Raw genomic sequence first — 21,062 nt, forward strand, 5'->3', positions numbered from 1 at the left:
TGCGATCATCAAGGCCTTTCAGCAAAGCACAATGAGTCCGTCAAAGGTCAGGCCAGTTTGACCCAAAGCACATTGTCGCCCACCCCAGGGGCCCAGTCTTCTACGTAGGAGGTGTGTGCCTGAAGGCAGGACCAGTTCTTTGCAGCGTGTCTCACTCGCTGGTCTTTTGCATACTGAGTGTTCAGTTTCCATGCCGGATACTCGCCCCCGCCACTCTCAGTGCTGACGCTCAGAACGTTACTGGACGACGAAAGCTTGTTGTTCAGGTCGCGCGCTTTCACCGCGTAACGGTATGGGGTGTCTGGTGTGAGGCCAGAGTCGACAAAAGAGGTCTGAGTGACGCTCACGGTTTTGATATGAATATCGTCCCGATAGATCAGATAGTCGACTAGTGGGTCCGTGCCGGTGGATGCCCCCCACATCAGGCTGACACTTTGTGTGGTCTGGCCCATGCTGTGCAGGTTCGTCGGAGCGGTAGGCCCCGCGCCACCTTCTGGCAAGGTGTGCACTTGAATCGGCCGGCTGGGCGCAGAGATATGGCTGCGATCGTCGACCGCGCTGATGGCATATGTGTACTGGGTTTCAGGCGCCACGCTGTTATCGGCAAAAGCAAGATTCGGAGCGTCTACATCAACCAAAAATCTTCCGTTACGCGAAATGCGGTAGGAGGCGATCGGAAAGGGACCGGTTCCTGCATTCCAATTCAACAGTACCTGCTTGTCAGTGACCTTGACAGCAGCCAGTCCAGTCGGTGGATCCGGCCGTTCACCGCCGCCTTCCGGTGGCACGAAATTCAGATCAATCACTTGGTAAAAAGCCATGGAAGTGTTGGCCACTTCCCAGACGGCCAGCAATGCGTGGTACCCGTCCCGTTCCGGTAGTGGGACACCATGGGTGGTGGGTGAAGCGGGCAACATTTGCTCGCCATGGGACCAATGCGGTTGCAGGTTGATTTGCACTGTGTAAAACGGCTCCGCTTCAAACTGGTCGCGCGACAGGACCTTGTCAGGATCCCAACCTTCCCTGGTCATGAAATAGTTCCAGCGCCGGGTCGCGTGCTTCGCGCTGAAACGCCAGGAAATGTCCAGCGTTTCGCCACTTCGCACATCATGTTTTTTCCAATGACTCCCTGGTTCGTCCAGTTGTGCACCGGTCAGTTGATTGGCACTGGCAATTTTTCCATCTGGAGGCGGCGGGACGTTGGCGTCGTCATCTTTGGCAAAAGTATCCCTGAGCCCGCCGGCAGTCAGAGGAAAAAACTTGCCGGACTCGCGTTGGTTCAGAGCCCCTAAGTCGAGTCTCCCCGCAAGCCACTCAAAATGTGCCCGTGAAGAGGGAGAAAAAACGTGGCCATGACGCGCATTGTTGCTTCTACTGATAGAGTTCGGACGACCCTGTGACATAGTATTTCTCCATTAACAATCGTAGTAACTTCGATAACCCTGGAATCACATGTAACGCCCTAACCACATCAGCTACTGTCCGACCTGCCTCGCCTCCCTTCTATTGGAAAGCACACCCTGTCGCTTGCACTGTAAGGCTCCATGCTCGAATCCATTGAATACCCGGCTCGCCCTGGCGCCTACTGACAGATCTGACAGTGGGGACAGACGGTCGCAGGTTTTCAACACCGAATGCAGACGTCTTGACCTTTAAAGGTGTTCTGCAACAACAGTCTTTTGCCAGTAAACTCTCTCCCCTTTCGCCGCCATCATTTGTCTTCGCGGCCATCACCTTTTTTGTAGCGGAGTTGCCCTTGCGTCTGTTCCACACCTCCGACTGGCACCTCGGGCAGAACCTGCACGGCCAGGATCGTGATTTCGAGCACGGCTGTTTTCTCGACTGGCTGCTGCGCCAGCTCAAGCTGGATCAGCCGGATGTGCTGCTGATCGCCGGCGACATCTTCGACACGGTCAACCCGCCGGTCAAAGCCCAGGAACGCCTTTACGACTTCATCGTCAGCGCCCATGAGCAGCAACCCTTGCTGACCATCGTGATGATCGCCGGCAACCACGATTCCGGCTCACGCATCGAACTGCCCGCGCCCTTGATGCGCCGCTTGCGCACCCATGCCCTGGGCCGCGTGCTGTGGCTGGATGACGGGCAACTGGACGCCGAACGCCTGTTGCTGCCACTGCCAAATGCCCAAGGCGACATTGCTGCCTGGTGCCTGGCGCTACCGTTCCTGCGCCCGGCCGAAGTCACCGGCGCCCATCTGGGCGACAACTATTTGCGCGGCATCGGCCAGGTTCACGAATGGCTGATTGAAGCGGCCAATGCCAAACGGCAGACCGGACAGGCACTGATCGCCATCAGCCATGCGCACATGGCCGGTGGTTCGGTGTCGGAAGACTCCGAACGCAGCCTGATCATCGGCAACGCCGAAGCGCTGCCCGCCAGCCTGTTCGGACCGACCATCAGCTACGTCGCCCTGGGGCATTTGCACAAGCCACAGAAGGTCAACGGCGAGGAGCGCATTCGCTACAGCGGCTCGCCCATTCCGTTGTCGTTCTCGGAGATCGGCTACCAGCATCAGGTTCTCGTCATCACACTCGACGGCGAAACCCTGGTCAGCGTCGAACCGAAACTGATTCCTCGCTCAGTGAACCTGCAACGTATCGGCCCTGCGCCCCTGGCCGACATCCTTGTGCAACTGGCCGACCTGCCGATCATCGACCTGCTGGCCGACTACCAGCGCCAGCCCTGGCTGGAAGTGCGGGTACGCCTCGACGAGCCGCAACCGGACTTGCGCCATCAAGTGGAAAGCGCCCTGGAAGGCAAGGCCGTGCGCCTGGTGCGCATCGCCGCCGAATACGCCGGCAACGGCAGCCGTGAAGGTGCCGATGAAGGTGCCGGGTTGATCGAACTGGGCCAGCTCACGCCCCATGAACTGTTCAGCCGTGCCTGGCAGGACAACTACGGCAGCGAGGTCGATGAGCAAACCCTAAAGGACTTTGCCGAGCTGCTGCAAGACGTGCAGATGGAGGACGAACAGCCATGAAGATCCTCGCCATCCGCCTGAAAAACCTCGCCTCACTGGCCGGGCCGTTTGAAATCGACTTCACCGCCGAACCCCTGGCCAACGCCGGACTGTTCGCCATCACCGGCCCCACCGGCGCCGGCAAGAGCACCCTGCTCGACGCGTTGTGCCTGGCCCTGTTCGGTGCCGTGCCGCGGCTGAACAACACCGGGCGCGACGCCAAGGTGCCGGACGCCGATGGCGAAATCGGCACCGGCGACCCGCGCACCCTGTTGCGCCGCGGCACTGGCGAAGGTTATGCCGAAGTGGATTTTGTCGGCGTCGACGGCCGCCGTTATCGCGCACGCTGGGAAGCCAATCGCGCCCGGGAAAAGGCCGGTGGCAAACTGCAAGCCAGCCGCCAGAGCCTGCGCGACCTCGATCAGGATCAACTGCTGGCCAGCCAGAAAGGTGAATACAAGACCCAGCTCGAAGCCGCACTGGGCCTGAATTTCGAACAGTTCACCCGGGCCGTGCTGCTGGCGCAGAGCGAGTTCAGCGCCTTCCTCAAGGCCGATGACAACGACCGCAGCGAACTCCTGGAAAAACTCACCGACACGGCGCTATACACCCGGCTGGGCCGGCGGGCCTTCGACAAGACCAAGGAAGCCCGCGAAGCCCACAAATTGCTGCAGGATCAGGCCAGCGGCGTCACGCCCCTGGCGCCTGAGGCCCGCGCCGAGCTCGACGAGCGCTTCCAGGCCGCGCAACAGCAGCTTAGACATCAGCAGGCGCAGCTCAAGCAGCTTGAACTGCAGCACACCTGGCTCAGCGAACTGCGCCGTTTGCATGACGCGCAACTGGCTGCTGCCGAACAACTGCACAGCGCCCGCCAAACCTGGGAAAGCCTGGCCGGCGAGCGCGTGCAGCTGACGCGCCTGGAGCAGCTCGCCCCGCAACGGCACCAGTTCGCCCGCAAGTCCGAGGTCGATGCGTTACTCACGCCCTTGGCCGAGCAAATCGACCAGCATACCCGCCAGCACGGCGAACTCAGCGAGCGTCAGGCGCTACTGGAACAGGCCCTTGGCACGACCCGGATCGCATTGGGTGAAGCGCAACAACGGCAAACCGAATGTGCGCCGCTGTTGCGTCAGGCCTTCGAGGAACAAAGCACCCTCGCCCGCCTGGCGAAGGACACGGCCCTGGCCGCCGAAGCCAGACAGAGCGCCGAGCAAGCCTGCACCCAGGGCCAAAGCGCGATTCAAACCTTGCACGAGCAACAGGCCCGGGCTGGCGAACACTTGCAGCGCATGGCGGCCGAGCTGGAACAGAGCGTACATCTGGCGCCCTTGAGCGAGGCATGGAACGCTTACCGCGATCGCCTGCAACAGCTGATGCTGATCGGCAATCGCCTGAACAAGGGCCAGGCCGAACTGGCCAACCTCGAACAGAACGCCGTGCGCACCACGCAGGCGTTCACTGCGCAGAAACAGCAACTGGAGGTGCTGTTCAAGGAGGCCGGCGCCGAACCGGACGCCGTCGCCGAGCAGATCGGCATCCTCGGCAGCCTGTTGCAGGACAACCGCAAGCAATTGCGTGCCATCGAAGACCTGACGCGGCTGTGGGACAGCCAGCAGGACCTGGACAAGCGCGGCGCCGAGTTGCAGCAACGCCAGGTCGCTGCGCAACAGGAACGTGAGCGCCTGACCCAGGACGGGGTAAAGGCCAAGGCTGAACTCGCCGTCGCCGAGCAGACCCTGACCGTCACCCGCGAGCTGCTGGAGCGCCAGCGCCTGGCCCGAAGCGCCAGTGTCGAGGAACTGCGCGCGCAGTTGCAGGATGACCAGCCCTGCCCTGTCTGCGGCAGCAACGAGCATCCCTATCATCAACCCGAAGCCCTGTTGCAAAGCCTGGGTCGCCATGATGAAAGCGAGCAGGCAACGGCCCAAAAAGCGGTCGACCAGCTCAAGGAAAAGCTGACCGAACTGCGGGCGGAAGTGGGCGGACTGATCGCCCAGCAAAAAGAACTGCTGCAACAGCAGGAACATTTGGCGACCCAGCAACAAGCCCTGGCGCCAAGCCTGGAAGCGCATCCGCTGGCCACCGCCCTGCACAATCAGGACTACGCCAAGCGCGGCGCCTGGCTCAGCCAGCAAAACACCCAGTTGAACCAGAGCATCAGCCAGGACGAACAACGGCAAACCGCCCTGCTCACCCTGCAACAGGACGCCGCGCGCCTGACCCAGCAATTGCGCCACGCCGAAACCGCGCACCAGCAAGCGGCCCAGCATCTGGACAATCAACAGCGTGAGCTGGGCAATGACCGCCAGCGCCTGGACGAAGAACTCGGCGCGTTTGCCAGCCTGTTGCCAGCCGACACCCTGGAAGCGCTACGTCTCGAGCCCGCCGCGACCTTCATGCAGCTCGATCGGCAGATCGCCGAGCGCCTGGCGCAACTCGATCAGCAAAAGGAAGAACTTGCCGAGCAGCAACAGCGTCAGCAACACCTGGAGAAGGAACAGGATCGGCAGCAAACCCGTGTGCAACAATTGCAAACCGCCGAGCAGCAGTTCAATGCACTGGCCGCGCAACAACAGGCGAGCCAGCAGGCGCTCGGACAATTGCTCGCCTCCCACGCCAGTGCCGAACAGTGGCAGCAGCAGCTGGAGCAGGACGTGGAACAGGCGCGCAACGCCGAAACCACGACGGCCACGGAACTGCAGAACGTACTCACGCAGCTCGTGCGAATCGCCGCCGAACTCAAGGCGCAGCAAGAGCGTTTGCACACCCTGGAAAGCGAACAGCGCGAGCTCGGCGACAAAATCGCCGACTGGCGCGCCCGCCACCCGGAACTGGATGACGCTGGCCTTGACGACCTGCTGCGGGTCGACGACGCCCATGTCAGCGAACTGCGCCAACGCTTGCAGCACAGCGAAAAAGCCATCGAACAGGCCAATGTCCTGCTACAGGAGCGCGACAAGCGCTTGCTCGATCATCAGGCGCAGCACAACGGCAACCTCGATGACGAACAGCTCGCCAACGCGCTTACCGAGTTACAAAACCAGTTCGGCGTCAGCGAGCAGCTCTGCGCCGAATTGCGTGCCGAACAGGCCGAGGATCAGCGCCGGCAGAACGCCAATCAGGCCCTCGCGCAACAGATCGCCGACGCGTACAGCGAATACCAGCGCTGGGCACGCCTGAACGCGTTGATCGGTTCGGCCACCGGCGACACCTTCCGCAAGATCGCCCAGGCCTACAACCTCGACCTGCTGGTGCACCACGCCAACGTGCAATTGCGCCAACTGGTACGGCGCTATCGCCTGAAACGCGGCGGCAGCATGCTCGGTTTGCTGGTGATGGACACCGAGATGGGCGACGAGCTGCGTTCGGTGCATTCGTTGTCCGGTGGCGAGACCTTCCTGGTGTCGCTGGCCCTGGCGTTGGGACTTGCATCGATGGCCTCGAGCACGCTGAAAATCGAATCGCTGTTCATCGACGAAGGCTTCGGCAGCCTCGACCCGGAGTCCCTGCAACTGGCGATGGACGCCCTCGACGGCCTGCAGGCCCAGGGGCGCAAGGTCGCGGTGATCTCCCATGTGCAGGAAATGCATGAGCGGATTCCGGTGCAGATCCAGGTCCGCCGCCAGGGCAACGGCCTGAGCACCCTGGAGGTGAAATGATCACGCTCTACTCATTCCGCCGCTGCCCCTACGCCATGCGCGCACGCATGGCGCTGCGCTACTGCGAAGTGCCCGTGGACATCGTCGAAGTCAGCCTCAAGGCCAAACCCGCCGAGATGCTCGCACTGTCGAGCAAAGGCACAGTGCCGGTGCTGGACGTGGACGCCCAGGTCATCGATGAAAGCCTGGACATCATGCGCTGGGCCGTCGCCCGCCATGACCCGCAGGACTGGTTGCTCAAGGATGATCCGCAAGGACAGTTGGCCATCGAGGCGTTGATCGAGGAGAACGATCAGCACTTCAAAGTGCACCTCAATCGCTACAAGTACGCCGAGCGCTATCCTGAGCAACCGATGGCGTTCTATCGCGCCGAGGGCGAGGTGTTCCTGCGCAAACTGGATGAGTTACTGGAGGGACGCGACTACCTGCTCACGGATCACCCGAGCCTGGCCGACGTGGCGCTGATGCCGTTCATACGGCAATTCGCCCATGTCGACCGCGAGTGGTTCGCGCAAACGCCCTATCGACGTCTGCAGGCGTGGCTGCAGCGGTTTCTGGAGTCCGATTTGTTCACATCGATCATGAAGAAATAGCCCCCCCTCTGTTACGCCAACACTTCACACATGCCAATGGCCGAGCAATCCACCTGGAACGGTCCGAAAAAACTTTCCTCGGACTTGATCGGCGGATTGCCGGCCAGCATGCCCATGGCCTTTGCCGTTTCGATGTTGCGCGCAATGTTGTGGTTGGCCTCAATGGCCCGGGCTACGCCGCCTATCGAACCTTGCCCTATCCCCAGCAAGGAAAATCCGTTGGTGATGAAGGCCAGGAAAGCGATGACCAAAAGTTTGCAACGGTTCATGCTCCGCCCACTCCCGCCAGTTCCGCCGGATCGACCATCGCCTGCTGTGCGCGATGTTCAAACTGGATGCCAGGGTGTGCGACATGAATCGGCGGTTCGACGCTTTGCTGTGACTGCGGCGAAAGACTGATGACCAGCACCATGACCAGGTAAAGACCGATAGCCACATAGGCGCCGTGTTTGGCAGAAGTGATGATCGAGCTGGCCATGATGAACTCCGTGGACATGTTTCAGAGTCCACAGAATCAATCAAAAAAGCACCGGTAACCAACGAGTCTGATGCATAGCAAATATCAACTTCGTTGATCATTAACCCAGACTATCTCAGTCTTCAATAAAACTCATCATGCGCTCGCGGGCAGCGTCAGGTTCGCCGGGAATGGGTACGGCAGCGGACAGGATGGGGGTCGAGTAGAGGGACAGCAGTACGACGGCGAGACGCAGGGTCATTTTGGCAATCCTTTTCTGATGAAGGAGGAGTCAAAAAATCAGCGTCAAATTTAGAGGCATGGCCACCTGATATCAAGCATTACAGGATGGCTTGTCGCAAACGCGTTATGCAGGAGCGACATCACTTCAACGCCTTTCGCGGCCTGGGCTCTGATCGGCAAGTGACTTCGCTCCTGCATAAAGGCGGCAGGGCTGGAATTTCAGTGCTGGTTTTTGTGGTCCAGCGCGGCGTAGAAGTTCGCACTCTGTTGCAAGTATTTCTGGGTGTAGCTTTGGGTGTGGGATTTTTTGTCGCTGATTTCAACGTTGGCGCTGGCTGGCAGGGCAACGGTGGCGGAAATGGCGGAAGCGGCGATCACGGAGAAGAGATTGAAGTTCATGCGGGAGTTCCTCGAAGTCGGTTGGCTTGCCTGGCCGGTGGGGCCGTGAAGCAAACTTAACCCTCGAGGGTCAGCCGCTTGAAATGCTTTGTAGCACTTCCACATATCACGCTCATCGATAGAAGGATGCAGGCCCCATCAACCGGGGCCTGCGGCCTATTGACGCACCAGGAATTTCAGGTCACTGGGGGCATCCATCGGCAGGTTTTGCACGGTCTTACCCAACAAGCCAGTCTTGGCATCGCGCTCGACGACGACAATCCGGTTGCTTTTCTGGTTGGCGATCAGCAGGAACTTGCCACTCGGATCGAGGCTGAATTCCCGGGGATGGTCGCCTTCTACCGCGCGACGTTGCAGCTCCTTGAGGTGGCCGGTGGCTGGGTCGATGGCGAACACCAGCAACTGGTTGGCGGTGCCACGGTTGCTGACATAGAGGAACTTGCCGTCCTTCGAGGCATGCAATGCCGCGGCGGCCTTGTCCGAAACCGGCTGACCCGCAGCCAGGTCGACCATCTGGGTTTGCTCCAGCTTGCCGTCGCGGTAATCAAACACCGCCACTTGCGCGCTCATTTCCATGGTCAGCCAGGCATGCTTGCCATCGGCACTGAACAGCAAATGGCGCGGCCCGCTGCCCGGTGGCAACTGAACGAACGAGGGAGTCGCCGGGGTCAACGGCAAGTCGGGATTGGCCTTGGGGTCGAAGCGGTAGACAAACACCTTGTCCGCCCCCAGGTCGTTGGAAAACACGTAGTTGCCATCAGGCGAGGAGACCGTCGAATGCACATGCGCCGACATCTGCCGCTCGGGATTGACCCGGCTGGCCGGATGGCTGCTCATCTGCACCACAGGCTTGAGCGTGCCATCGGCCGCCAGCGGCAACACCGCCAGGGTGCCGCCCGGATCTTCAGATACCGAGTAGTTGCTGACGAACAAGTGGCTGGCATCAAGGCTGAGACCCGAATGCGTCGGTTCGTTGCCCAGGCTCTGTACCTGGTTGATCAGGCTTAACTCATGGGTCTTGGGGTCAATGGCATAACTGCTCACGCGCCCGACCGGATCGGCCTGGCCCGGGCCATTTTCATTGACCACGAACAGGCGCTGCTGGTCCTTGGACAGGGTCAGCCAGGACGGATTTTCGCTGTTGATCACCTGTAGCGGCTTGGCGTCGATCTGGCCGGTGGCACTGTCGAAGGCCAGGCGATAGATGCCCTGGCTTTGGCCGGCCGTGTAGGAACCCACGAGCAATTGATAGTCGTCGGCGGCCGCCACCTGCACGCCCATCGCGCCGATGCTACCGGCGATCAATAGCGGCCAGAGGTTACGCATCCTGTTGATCATCGTCGTCGTTGTCACCGCTGACGACGTCGCCGAGGCACACCAGCCGGTGTTCGCCGTTGTTGTCATTGATCAGCCAGCTTTGCAAGGTCGCATCGAACGTTGCCGCCTGAATCTGCGCGGGAGTGAATTCCCAGTGCAGGGCATTTCGACCGTCCATGCATTCGATGTGCAGGTTGTCGTCTTCATCGAGGGAGAACTCGAAGGCGTGGTAGCCGTCGATTTCCACCATCCCGCAGTGTTCGAGGGCGTTGAGCAAGGTGTCGGTTGCAGCAGTCATGGCAGTCAATCTTTGAATGGGAAAGACGCAATGATAGCTCATTGCGCCTCATACCAATGTGGGAGCGGGCTTGCTCGCGAAAGCGATGGGTCAGAGACATCCTTATTGATTGGTCGGCCGCCTTCGCGAGCAAGCCCGCTCCCACAAGGAATCGTATTTGGCTGTTAGATCGCCTCGCGGGACGGTTGGCCATCCACCAGGCGCTGGATACCCAGTGGATTGCTGTTTTTCAGCGCCTCCGGCAGCAAACTGTCCGGGTAGTTCTGGAAACACACCGGGCGCAGGAAACGGTCGATGGCCAGGGTGCCCACCGACGTGCCGCGCGCATCCGACGTCGCCGGATACGGCCCGCCATGGACCATCGAATCACACACCTCCACCCCGGTGGGATAACCATTGAGCAGGATTCGCCCGACCTTCTGCTCCAGCAACCCGGTCAGCTCGCTGAACTGCTCGAAATCCGCCTGCTCGCCGATGATGGTCGCGGTCAGCTGACCATGCAGGCCGTGCAGCGCGGCGCTCAGTTGTGCCTGATCCGCCACTTCGACCACCACGGTGGTGGGGCCGAACACTTCCGCTTGCAGCACCTCGTCGCCATCGATCAGCAGGTTGACGTCGGCCTTGAACAGCTGCGGCTGCGCCTGCCGCCCCTGTTGCGCATCGCCCGCCAGGTGTTCGATCCGAGGATGATCGAGCAATGTTTGCAAGCCCTTGGCATAGCTGCCCAGGGTCCCGGCGTTGAGCATGGTCTGCGCCGGTTGGTCGGCCATCATGTCGGCCAGTAGCTGGAGGAAGGCGGTGAACTGCGGCGAACGGATGCCGATCACCAGGCCAGGGTTGGTGCAGAACTGGCCGCAACCCTGGACCACCGAAGCCGACAGGCCACGGGCGATGGTTTCCGTGCGCGCCTGCAACGCCTGGGGCAGCACGATCACCGGGTTGATGCTGGACATTTCGGCAAACACCGGGATCGGTTGCGGACGCGCGGCGGCCATGTCGCTCAAGGCTCGACCACCCTTGAGCGAACCGGTAAAGCCCACCGCCTGGATGGCCGGATGCTTGACCAGCGCTTCACCCACCCCGCCGCCGTAGATCATGTTGAACACGCCGGCCGGCATCGCGGTTTTCTGTGCCGCGCGAATGATCGCATCGGCCACCTGCTCGGCCGTGGCCATGTGGCCGCCATGGGCCTTGAACACCACCGGGCAACCGGCGGCCAGGGCCGACGCGGTGTCGCCACCGGCGGTGGAGAACGCCAAGGGAAAGTTGCTGGCCCCGAACACCGCCACCGGTCCGAGCCCGATACGGTACTGACGCAGGTCCGGACGCGGCAACGGTTGACGCTCAGGCAGGGCCTGGTCGATGCGCGCGCCGTAGAAGTCGCCACGCCGCAGCACAGCGGCGAACAGGCGCATCTGGCCGCTGGTGCGGCCACGCTCACCGATAATCCGTGCGGCAGGCAGCGCGGTTTCGCGGCACACCACGCTTACGAACTCATCCCCCAGCGCATCCAGTTCATCGGCGATAGCGTCGAGAAATTGTGCGCGCCGCTCTGCACTCAAGGTGCGATAAGCCGGGTACGCTGCAGCGGCAGCCTTGGCGGCGGCATCGACTTCTTCCGGGGTGGCCTGGATGAAAGCATGGGGCAACGCCTCGCCGGTTTCGGCGTCGACGCTGTGCAATGTCACGCTGCCCAACGCACTGCGCTGGCCGCCGATGTAGTTGTGACCAAGGATCATAGGTAACTCCTTAAAGTGAGCCGACGGTGCCGGGTTCGAAAGCCGCATCGACGGGAGCGATGCCATTGATCAAAGGCGCGCCAAATTCTTCCTGGCTGATCTCGAACACATCGCCCGGTTGCGTGCGGATGCCATCGGCAAAAGACAGGGTCGCGGTGCCGAAGAAGTGGATGTGCACATCGCCCGGACGCAGGAACTGGCTGTACTTGAAATGGTGGAACTCGAGGTTGGCCAGGCTGTGGCACATGTTGGCCTCACCGCTGAGGAACTCGTTCTGCCACAGCACCTGGCCATCGCGCAGGATACGGCTGGTACCGGCCAGGTGTTGCGGCAGCTCGCCCACCCGCAGCTCCGGTCCATAGCTGCAACTGCGCAGTTTCGAGTGGGCCAGGTACAGGTAGTTCTTGCGCTCCATGACGTGATCGGAAAACTCGTTGCCCACGGCAAAACCGAGGCGGTACGGCTTGCCGTCGTGACCGATGACGTAGAGGCCGCTGAGTTCAGGCTCTTCACCGGCGTCTTCGGCAAAGGGTGGCAGCGGGAACGGCTGGCCCGGGCGTACGACAATGCTGCCGTCGCCCTTGTAGAACCACTCCGGCTGCACGCCCGCCTGGCCTGCCGCGGGTTTGCCACCCTCCACGCCCCACTTGAAGATGCGCATGGTGTCGGTCATCGAAGCTTCATCACCGGCCTGCTGGTGCATCTTGTCCCGGGCCGACGCGCTGCCCAGGTGAGTCAGGCCGGTGCCACTGACCAGCATATGCGCCGGGTCCGGGTGATCCAGCGGCGCCAGGATGCGCAGTTGCGCCAGCAGCTCGGCGTAGTCATGGCTGATGCCCAACCCGAGGCTCTGCACCTGCTGCTCAAGATTGCACCCCGCCTCGATCGCCGCCAGGGCCAGGTCGCGCACCGTGCGGGCGTCTTGCACTTCACGGACCAGACCTTCCTCGACCACGCCTACGCGGCGTTCGCCGTTACTCAATTCGAACTGAACCAAACGCATGAATATTCTCCATTTACTTGAAAACACCGCCCCCCCCCTGTAGGAGCTGGCTTGCCAGCGAAAGCGGCGGCACATTCACCGTCAATGTGTCAGATAGATCGCCATCGCTGGCAAGCCAGCTCCTACAGGGGTAGGGGTGATTGCCAGATTTTTGTGTCAGGTACGGGTAGCCCCACGCGCACTGGCGGCAAACTCATCCACCGGCAACACATGCTTGCGCTCCAGCAGGCGATACACCACGCCGGTCAACACCAGGCCGAACAGCATCACGCAGGACAGGAAATACAGCCCCGACGCGAGGTTGCCGGTGTACTCCTTGAGCGCGCCGATCACGAACGGGCCGATGTAGCCGCCGAGGTTGCCCACCGAGTTGATCAGGGCAATGCCCGCCGCCGCGCTCGCGCCGGCAAAGAAGCGACCGGGCAAGGTCCAGAAAATCGCCGTGCAGGAAAACAGCGAGAACGCCACCAGGCACAGCGCCGCCAGTTGCAACACCGGCACCGAGAGCCAGGCACTGAAGAACAGGCCGATGGCACCGAGCACGTACAGAGCGGCCAGGTGGCCATACCGATCATTCAATCGATCGGAGCTGCGCGGGATGATCAGCAAACCAACGATCCCGAAGATGTACGGCACCGATGACACGAACCCGGTCACCAGATCAGTGCCGCCGAACTGCTTGATCAAGGTCGGCAGCCACAGGCCCAGGCCATAGATGCTCAGGGTCACCGGCAGGTAGAACAGCGCCAGCAGCAACACGCGTTTGTCCTTCAGGGCGTGTAGCGGATTGCCGTGACGGGTCTGGCCATACTGCTCCAGGTCCTTTTTCAGCTCGCCACTGAGCCAGTCCTTCTCCGCCTGGTCCATCCATTTCACCTGTTGCGGACCATCCGGCAGCCAGCGCAGCACCGGCCAGGTCAGCAGGATCGCCGGGGTGCCGATGACGATGAACAGCCACTGCCAGCCATGCAGGCCGAACACCCCTTCCATGCCGAGCAAACCACCGGATATAGGTCCGGTGATCATCATCGCGATGGGTTGGGACAGGATGAACAGGCCCAGGATCTTGCCGCGATGGCGTACCGGGAACCACTGGGTGATGTAGTACAGGACGCCTGGAAAGAACCCGGCTTCCGCCGCGCCGAGCAGAAAGCGCATCAGGTAGAAGCTGTTCGGCCCCTGGACGAATGCCATGCCGATGGTGATGGCGCCCCAGGTGACCATGATCCGCGCGAACCAGCGCCGCGCGCCAAAGCGGTCAAGCATCAGGTTGCTGGGGATTTCCAGGAGGAAATAGCCAATGAAGAACAGCCCTGCGCCCAGCCCGTACGCCGCATCGCCCAGGCCGATGTCGGCGCCCATGTGCAGCTTGGCGAAACCTACGGCGGAGCGATCCACATAGGCGATCAGGTACAGCAGGATCAGGAAAGGAATCAGTTTCAGCGTGATGCGACGTATCAGCCGCAGTTCCTGGCTCATGAGATCGGTCTCCGATTGTTGTTGTTATAGAACCTCGGGGGACGCCTCTCACGGCAAACCGTCAGGGCCATCCCTCCGCTGAAAACGACTATATAGTATTACTATTTACCCAACAACACTTCCAAACAGACGAATTTGCGCTTATGTTACGCTTCAGCTCGAACAATATAGTCATACAATAAGAGAATCGATCATGTCTGATAAGAAACCCACCCTGCGCTCCGCCCAATGGTTTGGCACCGCCGACAAGAACGGCTTCATGTATCGCAGCTGGATGAAGAATCAGGGCATCGCCGACCACCAGTTCCATGGCAAGCCGATCATCGGCATCTGCAACACCTGGTCGGAACTGACCCCCTGCAACGCGCATTTCCGCCAGATCGCGGAACACGTCAAGCGCGGAGTGATCGAGGCCGGGGGCTTCCCGGTGGAGTTCCCGGTGTTCTCCAACGGTGAATCCAACCTGCGCCCGACCGCCATGCTCACCCGCAACCTGGCGAGCATGGACGTCGAAGAAGCGATTCGCGGCAACCCCATCGACGGCGTGGTGCTGCTGACCGGTTGTGACAAGACCACCCCGGCCTTGCTGATGGGTGCGGCCAGCTGCGACGTGCCGGCGATAGTCGTCACCGGCGGGCCGATGCTCAACGGCAAGCACAAAGGCAAGGACATCGGTTCGGGTACCGTGGTCTGGCAGCTCAGCGAACAGGTCAAGGCCGGCACCATCACCATCGATGACTTCCTTGCGGCCGAGGGCGGCATGTCCCGCTCGGCCGGTACCTGCAACACCATGGGTACCGCATCGACCATGGCCTGCATGGCCGAAGCACTGGGCACTTCCCTGCCCCACAACGCGGCGATTCCCGCTGTCGATGCGCGACGTTATGTGTTGGCGCACATGTCCGGCATGCGTGCCGTGGAAATGGTCCGGGAGGATTTGAAGCTGTCGAAGATCCTGACCAAGGAAGCTTTCGAAAACGCCATCCGGGTCAACGCCGCCATTGGCGGTTCGACCAACGCGGTAATTCACCTCAAGGCCATCGCCGGTCGCATCGGCGTGGAGCTGGACCTGGACGACTGGACCCGCATCGGTCGCGGCATGCCGACCATCGTCGACCTGCAACCGTCCGGACGTTTCCTGATGGAAGAGTTCTACTACGCCGGTGGCTTGCCAGCGGTACTACGCCGTCTCGGCGAAGCCAACCTGATCCCGAACCCGAACGCCTTGACCGTCAACGGCAAGTCCATCGGCGAGAACACCAGGGACGCGCCGATCTATGGCGAGGACGAAGTGATCCGTACCCTCGACAACCCGATCCGCGCCGACGGCGGGATCTGTGTACTGCGCGGCAACCTGGCACCACTGGGCGCGGTGCTCAAGCCCTCCGCCGCCAGTGCCGAGCTGATGCACCACCGCGGGCGTGCGGTGGTGTTCGAGAACTTCGACATGTACAAGGCGCGCATTAACGACCCGGAACTGGACGTGGATGCCAATTCGATCCTGGTCATGAAAAACTGCGGGCCCAAGGGTTATCCGGGCATGGCTGAAGTCGGCAACATGGGCCTGCCGGCCAAGCTGCTGGCCCAAGGCGTGACCGACATGGTGCGCATTTCCGATGCACGCATGAGCGGTACCGCGTATGGCACGGTGGTTCTGCACGTGGCACCGGAAGCCGCAGCCGGTGGGCCTTTGGCGGCGGTGAAGGAAGGTGACTGGATCGAGCTGGACTGCGCCAGCGGCCGGTTGCACCTGGATATTCCGGATGCTGAACTGGCGGCGCGCATGGCTGACTTGCAACCACCGCAGCAATTGCTGGTGGGCGGTTACCGTCAGCTGTACATCGACCATGTGTTGCAGGCGGATCAGGGTTGCGACTTTGACTTCCTGGTCGGTTGCCGTGGGGCCGAAGTGCCGCGTCATTCTCACTGACACCACCGCCCCCTGTAGGAGCTGGCTTGCCAGCGAAGGCGGCCTGACAGTCAACCCTAATGTTTGCTGTCAGGGCCTCTTCGCTGGCAAGCCAGCTCCTACAGTCGTTCTGCGCCAGTCAAAACCCGGTGCTAGCGACCGTCACTCCCCACGCCTGTTATCATGCCGGCATCTCCATCGCCCAGGACCGCGCCGTTCCCCATGGATTACCGCAAACCCTCCGACCGCAAAAGCATGCACTCGCGCATCGTCCAGGAACTGGGCATGCAGATCGTCTCCGGACGTTTCCTGCCGGACGACAAACTGCCCGCCGAAGCCCTGCTCTGTGAGGAATATGCCGTCAGCCGGCCAGTGTTGCGCGAAGCCACCCGGGTCCTGGTCGCCAAAGGCCTGGTGTATTCCCGTCCGCGGGTCGGCACCGTGGTCAAGCCGCGCAAGGAATGGCACATGCTCGACCCGGACGTCCTGCATTGGCTGATGCAAAGCAGCCCGCAGAACCAGTTCTTCGAACTGCTGACCAGTGTGCGCAGCATCATCGAACCGGCCGCCGCCGCCCTCGCCGCGCAGTTCGCCACCGACGCGGATATCGCCTCCATCGGTGAAGCCTACCAACGCATGGAGGCCGCGCCGACGCCCGAAGCCCTGCTGCAACCGGACCTGGATTTCCACAGCCGAATTGCAGACGCCACCCACAACGACTTGCTGGCCAACCTGTGCAATATGCTGTCGGTGGCGATTGCCGAAGCATTGAAGCATTCCAACCAGCGGCCGAACCTGCATGAACTGGCGCTGCCACGGCACAAGGCGATACTCACGGCGATCGAGAACCGCGATGCGTTGGGCGCGCGGCATGCGACGCTGGTGCAGCTCGATGATGCGCGCAGTGCGTTGAATGTGGTGCTAGGCAGCGATCCCTCATAAAACGCGATCCCCTGTAGGAGCTGGCTTGCCAGCTCCTACAGGGGTCTGGTGTGAATTTTAGATGTAAAAAAGCCGCAACCCTGAGGCTACGGCTTTTGTGTTTCTGGCCCTGGATCAGTGAGCAAACAGCGAATTGCCCTTCTGCCCCGCCAGCTTCTCCGGCTTGATCAGGAACCGCGCCAGTGCCGGCAGCAGCCACAATGCACCGAACATGTTCCACAGCAGCATGAAGGTCAGCATCAGGCCCATGTCAGCCTGGAACTTGATGGCCGAGAAGATCCAGGTGCACACGCCGATCGCCAGGCACAAACCGGTGAACAGCACAGCCTTGCCGGTGGATTTCAGCGTCTGGTAGTACGCCTCCTGCAACGGCAGGCCCGCACGCAGGAAGCTTTCCAGGCGGCTGTAGATGTAGATGCCGTAATCCACGCCAATCCCCACACCCAGCGCAACCACCGGCAGCGTCGCGACTTTCACGCCGATGCCCATGAAGGCCATCAGGGCGTTGCCCAGCACCGACGTCAGGACCAGTGGCAACACGATGCACAGGGTCGCCGCCCAGGAACGGAAGGTGATCATGCACATGACCGCGACGCAGATATACACCAGGATCAGGATGGTCAGCTCGGACTTCTTGATCACTTCGTTGGTAGCCGCCTCGATCCCCGCGTTACCGGCCGCCAGGATGAACTCCAAGTTCTCGGTGTTGTGCTCCTTGGCGAAGTCCTGCACCGCATGCACCGCGCGATCCAGGGTTTCGGCCTTGTGATCGTTGAGGAACACCAGCACCGGCGCCAATGAACAGCTGTTGTTGTACAGGCCATCGGCACGGGCGATGGAGTTGTTCAACACGTCCGGGTTACGCGACAGGGTTTCCCATTTCAGGTTGCCCTCGTTCATGCCCTTGATCATCTGCTTGGACACGGTCACCAGGGAAATCGCCGACTGCACACCCTCGGTGTTCTGCATCTTCCACATCAGCTCGTCGATCGGCGCCATGGCTTCGTAGCGCGAGCAGCCTTCGGACTTGGTCTTGACCATCACCACCAACACGTCGGAACTGGTGGAGTAGTTGCTGATGATGAAGTTGTTGTCCTTGTTGTAGCGCGAGTCCGGGCGCAGCTCCGGCGCACCCTGGTCGAGGTCACCGATTTTCAGGTTCTGGCTGTACCACAGGCCGCCACCGAAGGCGACCAGCGCCAGGAGAATGGACACCGGTGCAACTTTGGCGCTGGCAAAGTTCGACAGCAGGCGCCAGAACGGATGTTCACGCACCGCGTCTTTCTTGCTGCGTTCGACCGCGCGCTTGCTGATGCCAACGTAGGAAATCGCCACCGGCAACAGGATCAGGTTGGTGAACACGATCACTGCCACACCGATGGAAGCGCCGATGGCCAGCTCGCGAATCACACCGATGTCGATGATCAGCAGCGTGATGAAGCCCACGGCATCGGCGAGGATCGCGATCATCCCCGGCAGGAACAGTTGGCGGAACGTACGTCGCGCGGCAGTCAGGGCGTTTTCCGCCTCGCTCGATTGCAGGGCGATACCGTTGATCTTCTGCACACCATGGGAAATACCGATGGCGAAGATCAGGAACGGCACCAGCATCGAGTACGGGTCGAGCCCGAAGCCGAAGAAGTGCATCAACCCCAGCTGCCAGATCACCGCCACCAGCGTCGTGCTCAACACGGCAACGGTACTGCGCAGGCAGTTGGTGAACCACAGCAGGAGGATCAGGGTGATGACGAAGGCGATGCCGAAGAACATCACCACCATCACCAGGCCGTCGATCAGGTCGCCGACTTTCTTGGCGAAACCGACGATGTGGATCTTCACGTTCGGGTTCTGTGCTTCGAACTTGTCGCGGATCTTGTCTTCAAGCTCATGGGAAAACTGGCGGTAGTCCAGCGCCAGCAGCTTGCCCTGGTCCTGCGGGTCCGGGTAGGACTCCAGCAGCGGGATGTCGACGATGCTCGATTTGAAGTCGTTGGCCACCAACCGCCCGACCTGCCCGGACTTGAGCACGTTGTTGCGCAACAGGTCGAGGCTTTGCTGGGAGCCGTTGTAGCTCTGCGGGATCACTTCACCGCCAGCGAAACCCTCCTCCGTCACTTCCGTCCAGCGAATGCTCGGACTCCACAGAGACTTGAGGCCGGAGCGATCGACGCCGGAGATGTAGAACACCTCGTCGTTGATCTGGCGCAGAGTCTCCATGTACTCCTTGGAGAAGATGTCGCCGTCAGTGGCTTCCACGGAAATGCGTACGGTGTTGCCCAGGTTTGCCAGATCGTTGCGGTGCTCCATCATCTTTTGAATGAATGGATGCTCGAGCGGGATCATTTTTTCAAAGCTGGTGGACGGCCGGATCAGCGTCGCCTGCCAGAACAGGAAAATACTCACCAGCAGGCAGATCGTGATGACTGCCGGGCGGTTGTTGAAGATCAGGCGCTCAAGAAACGTCGCCTTGTCCTGATGAGGTGTGCTTAAGGAAGTCATAGCTGCGCCTTCTTATTATTAACCCGGCTCATTTGCCCAGCTCTGCGCCGTTTGGCGAAGTGGCGCGAACGCCGCCCTGTCCAGCCAGAATCAGATTGCCATTGCCTGCGGCGACCACCGACGACAGCGAGATACGATCGCGACGGTTGAACACGCTGAAGGTTTCACCGTTGTCGCTGCTGCTGATCACCGATCCGCCGTTGCCAACGATCACGATCGAACCATCGTCAAGCAAGGTCGCGCCGGACAGACCGAACTCCAGGTCACCGCGCTCAGCCTTGAGCTCGACTTTTTCCCAGTTGCTGCCGAAATCGGTGGAGCGGTACAGATTGCCGCGCAGGCCATAGGCCAACAGCGTGTTGGGTTGCGCGGTGCCAATCACACCGAACAGCGAACCTTCATACGGGCCTTCGAGCTTTTCCCAGGTCTGGCCCCAATCGGCGGAGCGGAACATGCTGCCCTGCTCGCCGACGATGAACAGCCCGGCATCCTTGACTGCGGTGATGGCGTTGAGGTGGAACTGGTCTTCGTTGTCCAGGCGATCGCTGACGTCTTCCCAGTTTTTCCCGCCGTCGATGGTGGCCATCAGCGCCCCATAGGCACCCACGGCAAAGCCGTTGCTGGCGTCCTGGAACCAGACGTCGAGCAGCGGCGATTCGCGTTTGAGATCTTCGAATTGCTTGGTCCAGGTACTACCGCCGTCCTCGCTGGCGAGGATCTGCGCGTCATGACCGACGGCCCAGCCGTGCTTGTCATCGACAAAGAACACCGAGGTCAGCAGCTGCCGGGTTGGCACCTTGGCCTGGGTCCAGGTCGCGCCCTGGTCATCGGAATAAAGAATGTGCCCGCGATCCCCGACCGCCACCAGGCGCTTGCCGGCGTGCACGACATCGAGCACCAGGCTTTTGCTGGCCTTGGCCGATTCAACGGAATAAACAACGTCGGATGCCGGCGCATCAGCGGCCAGCACCGGTGCCGACCACACGGCACAGCCCAACAGCGAGAGCGCTGTAGCCAGCAACGCGAACTTGCGCAATGCCGGCGGGCGGCAGATACCCACACCCATGACAGGCTCACTCATAGACCTTCCCCCATTATTATTGTTAGGTCGTTCAACCTTTCAGGGCGCCGTAAGGGGTGTTCGCGGGATGACCTGTTTCAAAGCATAGTCTTGAAACCCGCAATCCAGAGCCCCTTCGGAAGCTGGCTTATCCTATCGGTGTTCTTGAAGGGCTGACAATCGACGGCACGTTATGTTTTGTTAACCGCAGGGGGATGGGGGATTTCTGAATGATTGGGTATCAAGTGGGGTGATTGCGCTTTTTTTGGGGGGGTGGTGTACATATCCATTATTCAGGTAACGGACACTTATGGTTTCGCTCTTACCTGTAGGAGCGAGCTTGCTCGCGATGGAGGTCAACGATGACACGGGAGGCCTGACACCCCACGGCGCTCTCGGGCTTTTCGCGAGCAGGCTCGCTCCCTCAGTTTGATCGCAGTACATCTGTGGGAGATGGGTCGCCTATAAGGCAGCCATCGCTGGCA

Annotated in this window: 17 protein-coding genes and 1 pseudogene; 6 read left to right on the top strand and 12 right to left on the bottom strand. The window is 61.0% G+C overall.

The window, feature by feature from the left end:
* Positions 1 to 47: 47 nt before the first annotated feature.
* The gene (locus NPS56_RS24220; protein ID WP_274076981.1) at positions 48 to 1,403 is read right to left on the bottom strand and encodes a lytic polysaccharide monooxygenase; all 1,356 of its coding nucleotides are present in this window, start codon (positions 1,401 to 1,403) and stop codon (positions 48 to 50) included.
* Positions 1,404 to 1,756: 353 nt separating this feature from the next.
* On the opposite strand from NPS56_RS24220, the gene NPS56_RS24225 reads away from it, so the two are divergent.
* Genes NPS56_RS24225 through NPS56_RS24235 form a run of 3 tightly spaced genes read left to right on the top strand, consistent with a single transcriptional unit; the run spans position 1,757 to position 7,232 of the window.
* The gene (locus NPS56_RS24225) at positions 1,757 to 3,001 is read left to right on the top strand and encodes an exonuclease SbcCD subunit D C-terminal domain-containing protein (protein WP_274076982.1); all 1,245 of its coding nucleotides are present in this window, start codon (positions 1,757 to 1,759) and stop codon (positions 2,999 to 3,001) included.
* The gene (locus tag NPS56_RS24230; protein WP_274076983.1) at positions 2,998 to 6,639 is read left to right on the top strand and encodes an AAA family ATPase; all 3,642 of its coding nucleotides are present in this window, start codon (positions 2,998 to 3,000) and stop codon (positions 6,637 to 6,639) included. Before NPS56_RS24225 ends, NPS56_RS24230 begins: the two co-directional genes overlap by 4 nt.
* Positions 6,636 to 7,232: a glutathione S-transferase gene (locus NPS56_RS24235; RefSeq protein WP_274076984.1), complete on the top strand. Its 597-nt coding sequence runs from the start codon at positions 6,636 to 6,638 to the stop codon at positions 7,230 to 7,232. The genes NPS56_RS24230 and NPS56_RS24235 overlap by 4 nt, the downstream gene beginning before the upstream one ends.
* Before the next feature lie 11 nt (positions 7,233 to 7,243).
* Here the strand turns inward: NPS56_RS24235 and NPS56_RS24240 are convergent, their stop codons facing one another.
* The 9 genes from NPS56_RS24240 to NPS56_RS24280 all read right to left on the bottom strand — a co-directional run bounded on the left by NPS56_RS24240 (position 7,244) and on the right by NPS56_RS24280 (position 14,167).
* Positions 7,244 to 7,501 (bottom strand): hypothetical protein, encoded by a 258-nt coding sequence (locus tag NPS56_RS24240; protein ID WP_274076985.1) that lies wholly within the window; start codon positions 7,499 to 7,501, stop codon positions 7,244 to 7,246.
* The gene (locus tag NPS56_RS24245) at positions 7,498 to 7,710 is read right to left on the bottom strand and encodes a hypothetical protein (RefSeq protein WP_274076986.1); all 213 of its coding nucleotides are present in this window, start codon (positions 7,708 to 7,710) and stop codon (positions 7,498 to 7,500) included. Before NPS56_RS24245 ends, NPS56_RS24240 begins: the two co-directional genes overlap by 4 nt.
* Before the next feature lie 115 nt (positions 7,711 to 7,825).
* Entirely contained in the window at positions 7,826 to 7,951 is a 126-nt protein-coding gene (locus tag NPS56_RS24250) for a hypothetical protein (protein ID WP_274076987.1), read from the bottom strand.
* A gap of 200 nt (positions 7,952 to 8,151) precedes the next feature.
* The gene (locus NPS56_RS24255) at positions 8,152 to 8,331 is read right to left on the bottom strand and encodes a hypothetical protein (protein WP_018926171.1); all 180 of its coding nucleotides are present in this window, start codon (positions 8,329 to 8,331) and stop codon (positions 8,152 to 8,154) included.
* Between the two features lie 156 nt (positions 8,332 to 8,487).
* Entirely contained in the window at positions 8,488 to 9,657 is a 1,170-nt protein-coding gene (locus tag NPS56_RS24260; RefSeq protein WP_274076988.1) for a lactonase family protein, read from the bottom strand.
* Positions 9,650 to 9,988 carry a DUF5629 family protein gene (locus NPS56_RS24265; protein WP_274076989.1) on the bottom strand — a complete coding sequence of 113 codons (339 nt, stop codon included), beginning with the start codon at positions 9,986 to 9,988 and terminating at the stop codon, positions 9,650 to 9,652. Before NPS56_RS24265 ends, NPS56_RS24260 begins: the two co-directional genes overlap by 8 nt.
* A gap of 122 nt (positions 9,989 to 10,110) precedes the next feature.
* On the bottom strand, positions 10,111 to 11,685 hold the full coding sequence (locus NPS56_RS24270) for an aldehyde dehydrogenase (NADP(+)) (RefSeq protein ID WP_425313647.1): 1,575 nt from the start codon (positions 11,683 to 11,685) through the stop codon (positions 10,111 to 10,113).
* Positions 11,686 to 11,695: 10 nt separating this feature from the next.
* Positions 11,696 to 12,688, bottom strand: a complete 993-nt coding sequence (gene araD1, locus NPS56_RS24275) for an AraD1 family protein (RefSeq protein ID WP_274076991.1) — start codon at positions 12,686 to 12,688, stop codon at positions 11,696 to 11,698.
* A gap of 156 nt (positions 12,689 to 12,844) precedes the next feature.
* Entirely contained in the window at positions 12,845 to 14,167 is a 1,323-nt protein-coding gene (locus tag NPS56_RS24280) for an MFS transporter (RefSeq protein ID WP_274076992.1), read from the bottom strand.
* Between the two features lie 193 nt (positions 14,168 to 14,360).
* Between NPS56_RS24280 and NPS56_RS24285 the strand changes: the two genes are divergently transcribed.
* Positions 14,361 to 16,097 carry an IlvD/Edd family dehydratase gene (locus tag NPS56_RS24285; protein WP_274076993.1) on the top strand — a complete coding sequence of 579 codons (1,737 nt, stop codon included), beginning with the start codon at positions 14,361 to 14,363 and terminating at the stop codon, positions 16,095 to 16,097.
* Between the two features lie 201 nt (positions 16,098 to 16,298).
* Positions 16,299 to 17,018 carry a FadR/GntR family transcriptional regulator gene (locus tag NPS56_RS24290; protein WP_274077023.1) on the top strand — a complete coding sequence of 240 codons (720 nt, stop codon included), beginning with the start codon at positions 16,299 to 16,301 and terminating at the stop codon, positions 17,016 to 17,018.
* Positions 17,019 to 17,132: 114 nt separating this feature from the next.
* Here the strand turns inward: NPS56_RS24290 and NPS56_RS24295 are convergent, their stop codons facing one another.
* Both NPS56_RS24295 and NPS56_RS24300 read right to left on the bottom strand, forming a co-directional pair.
* Positions 17,133 to 19,517, bottom strand: a complete 2,385-nt coding sequence (locus NPS56_RS24295; RefSeq protein ID WP_274076994.1) for an efflux RND transporter permease subunit — start codon at positions 19,515 to 19,517, stop codon at positions 17,133 to 17,135.
* Between the two features lie 28 nt (positions 19,518 to 19,545).
* Entirely contained in the window at positions 19,546 to 20,598 is a 1,053-nt protein-coding gene (locus NPS56_RS24300; RefSeq protein ID WP_274076995.1) for a WD40/YVTN/BNR-like repeat-containing protein, read from the bottom strand.
* 289 nt (positions 20,599 to 20,887) lie between these two features.
* Here NPS56_RS24300 and NPS56_RS24305 point away from each other — a divergent pair.
* Positions 20,888 to 21,007, top strand: a pseudogene (locus tag NPS56_RS24305) (outer membrane lipoprotein carrier protein LolA); the annotation flags it as partial.
* Positions 21,008 to 21,062: the final 55 nt, after the last annotated feature.

This window comes from Pseudomonas putida (assembly GCF_028682635.1).
Taxonomy (GTDB): Bacteria; Pseudomonadota; Gammaproteobacteria; order Pseudomonadales; family Pseudomonadaceae; genus Aquipseudomonas; species Aquipseudomonas putida_AE.

Coding starts and splice junctions, on each gene's coding strand:
- NPS56_RS24260 (WP_274076988.1), bottom strand. CDS start 9,657: ATGCGTAACCTCTGGCCGCTATTGATCGCCGGTAGCATCGGCGCGATG.
- NPS56_RS24240 (WP_274076985.1), bottom strand. CDS start 7,501: ATGAACCGTTGCAAACTTTTGGTCATCGCTTTCCTGGCCTTCATCACC.
- NPS56_RS24300 (WP_274076995.1), bottom strand. CDS start 20,598: ATGAGTGAGCCTGTCATGGGTGTGGGTATCTGCCGCCCGCCGGCATTG.
- NPS56_RS24235 (WP_274076984.1), top strand. CDS start 6,636: ATGATCACGCTCTACTCATTCCGCCGCTGCCCCTACGCCATGCGCGCA.
- NPS56_RS24295 (WP_274076994.1), bottom strand. CDS start 19,517: ATGACTTCCTTAAGCACACCTCATCAGGACAAGGCGACGTTTCTTGAG.
- NPS56_RS24285 (WP_274076993.1), top strand. CDS start 14,361: ATGTCTGATAAGAAACCCACCCTGCGCTCCGCCCAATGGTTTGGCACC.
- araD1 (WP_274076991.1), bottom strand. CDS start 12,688: ATGCGTTTGGTTCAGTTCGAATTGAGTAACGGCGAACGCCGCGTAGGC.
- NPS56_RS24230 (WP_274076983.1), top strand. CDS start 2,998: ATGAAGATCCTCGCCATCCGCCTGAAAAACCTCGCCTCACTGGCCGGG.
- NPS56_RS24280 (WP_274076992.1), bottom strand. CDS start 14,167: ATGAGCCAGGAACTGCGGCTGATACGTCGCATCACGCTGAAACTGATT.
- NPS56_RS24245 (WP_274076986.1), bottom strand. CDS start 7,710: ATGGCCAGCTCGATCATCACTTCTGCCAAACACGGCGCCTATGTGGCT.
- NPS56_RS24270 (WP_425313647.1), bottom strand. CDS start 11,685: ATGATCCTTGGTCACAACTACATCGGCGGCCAGCGCAGTGCGTTGGGC.
- NPS56_RS24220 (WP_274076981.1), bottom strand. CDS start 1,403: ATGTCACAGGGTCGTCCGAACTCTATCAGTAGAAGCAACAATGCGCGT.
- NPS56_RS24265 (WP_274076989.1), bottom strand. CDS start 9,988: ATGAGCTATCATTGCGTCTTTCCCATTCAAAGATTGACTGCCATGACT.
- NPS56_RS24255 (WP_018926171.1), bottom strand. CDS start 8,331: ATGAACTTCAATCTCTTCTCCGTGATCGCCGCTTCCGCCATTTCCGCC.
- NPS56_RS24250 (WP_274076987.1), bottom strand. CDS start 7,951: ATGACCCTGCGTCTCGCCGTCGTACTGCTGTCCCTCTACTCGACCCCC.
- NPS56_RS24290 (WP_274077023.1), top strand. CDS start 16,299: ATGGATTACCGCAAACCCTCCGACCGCAAAAGCATGCACTCGCGCATC.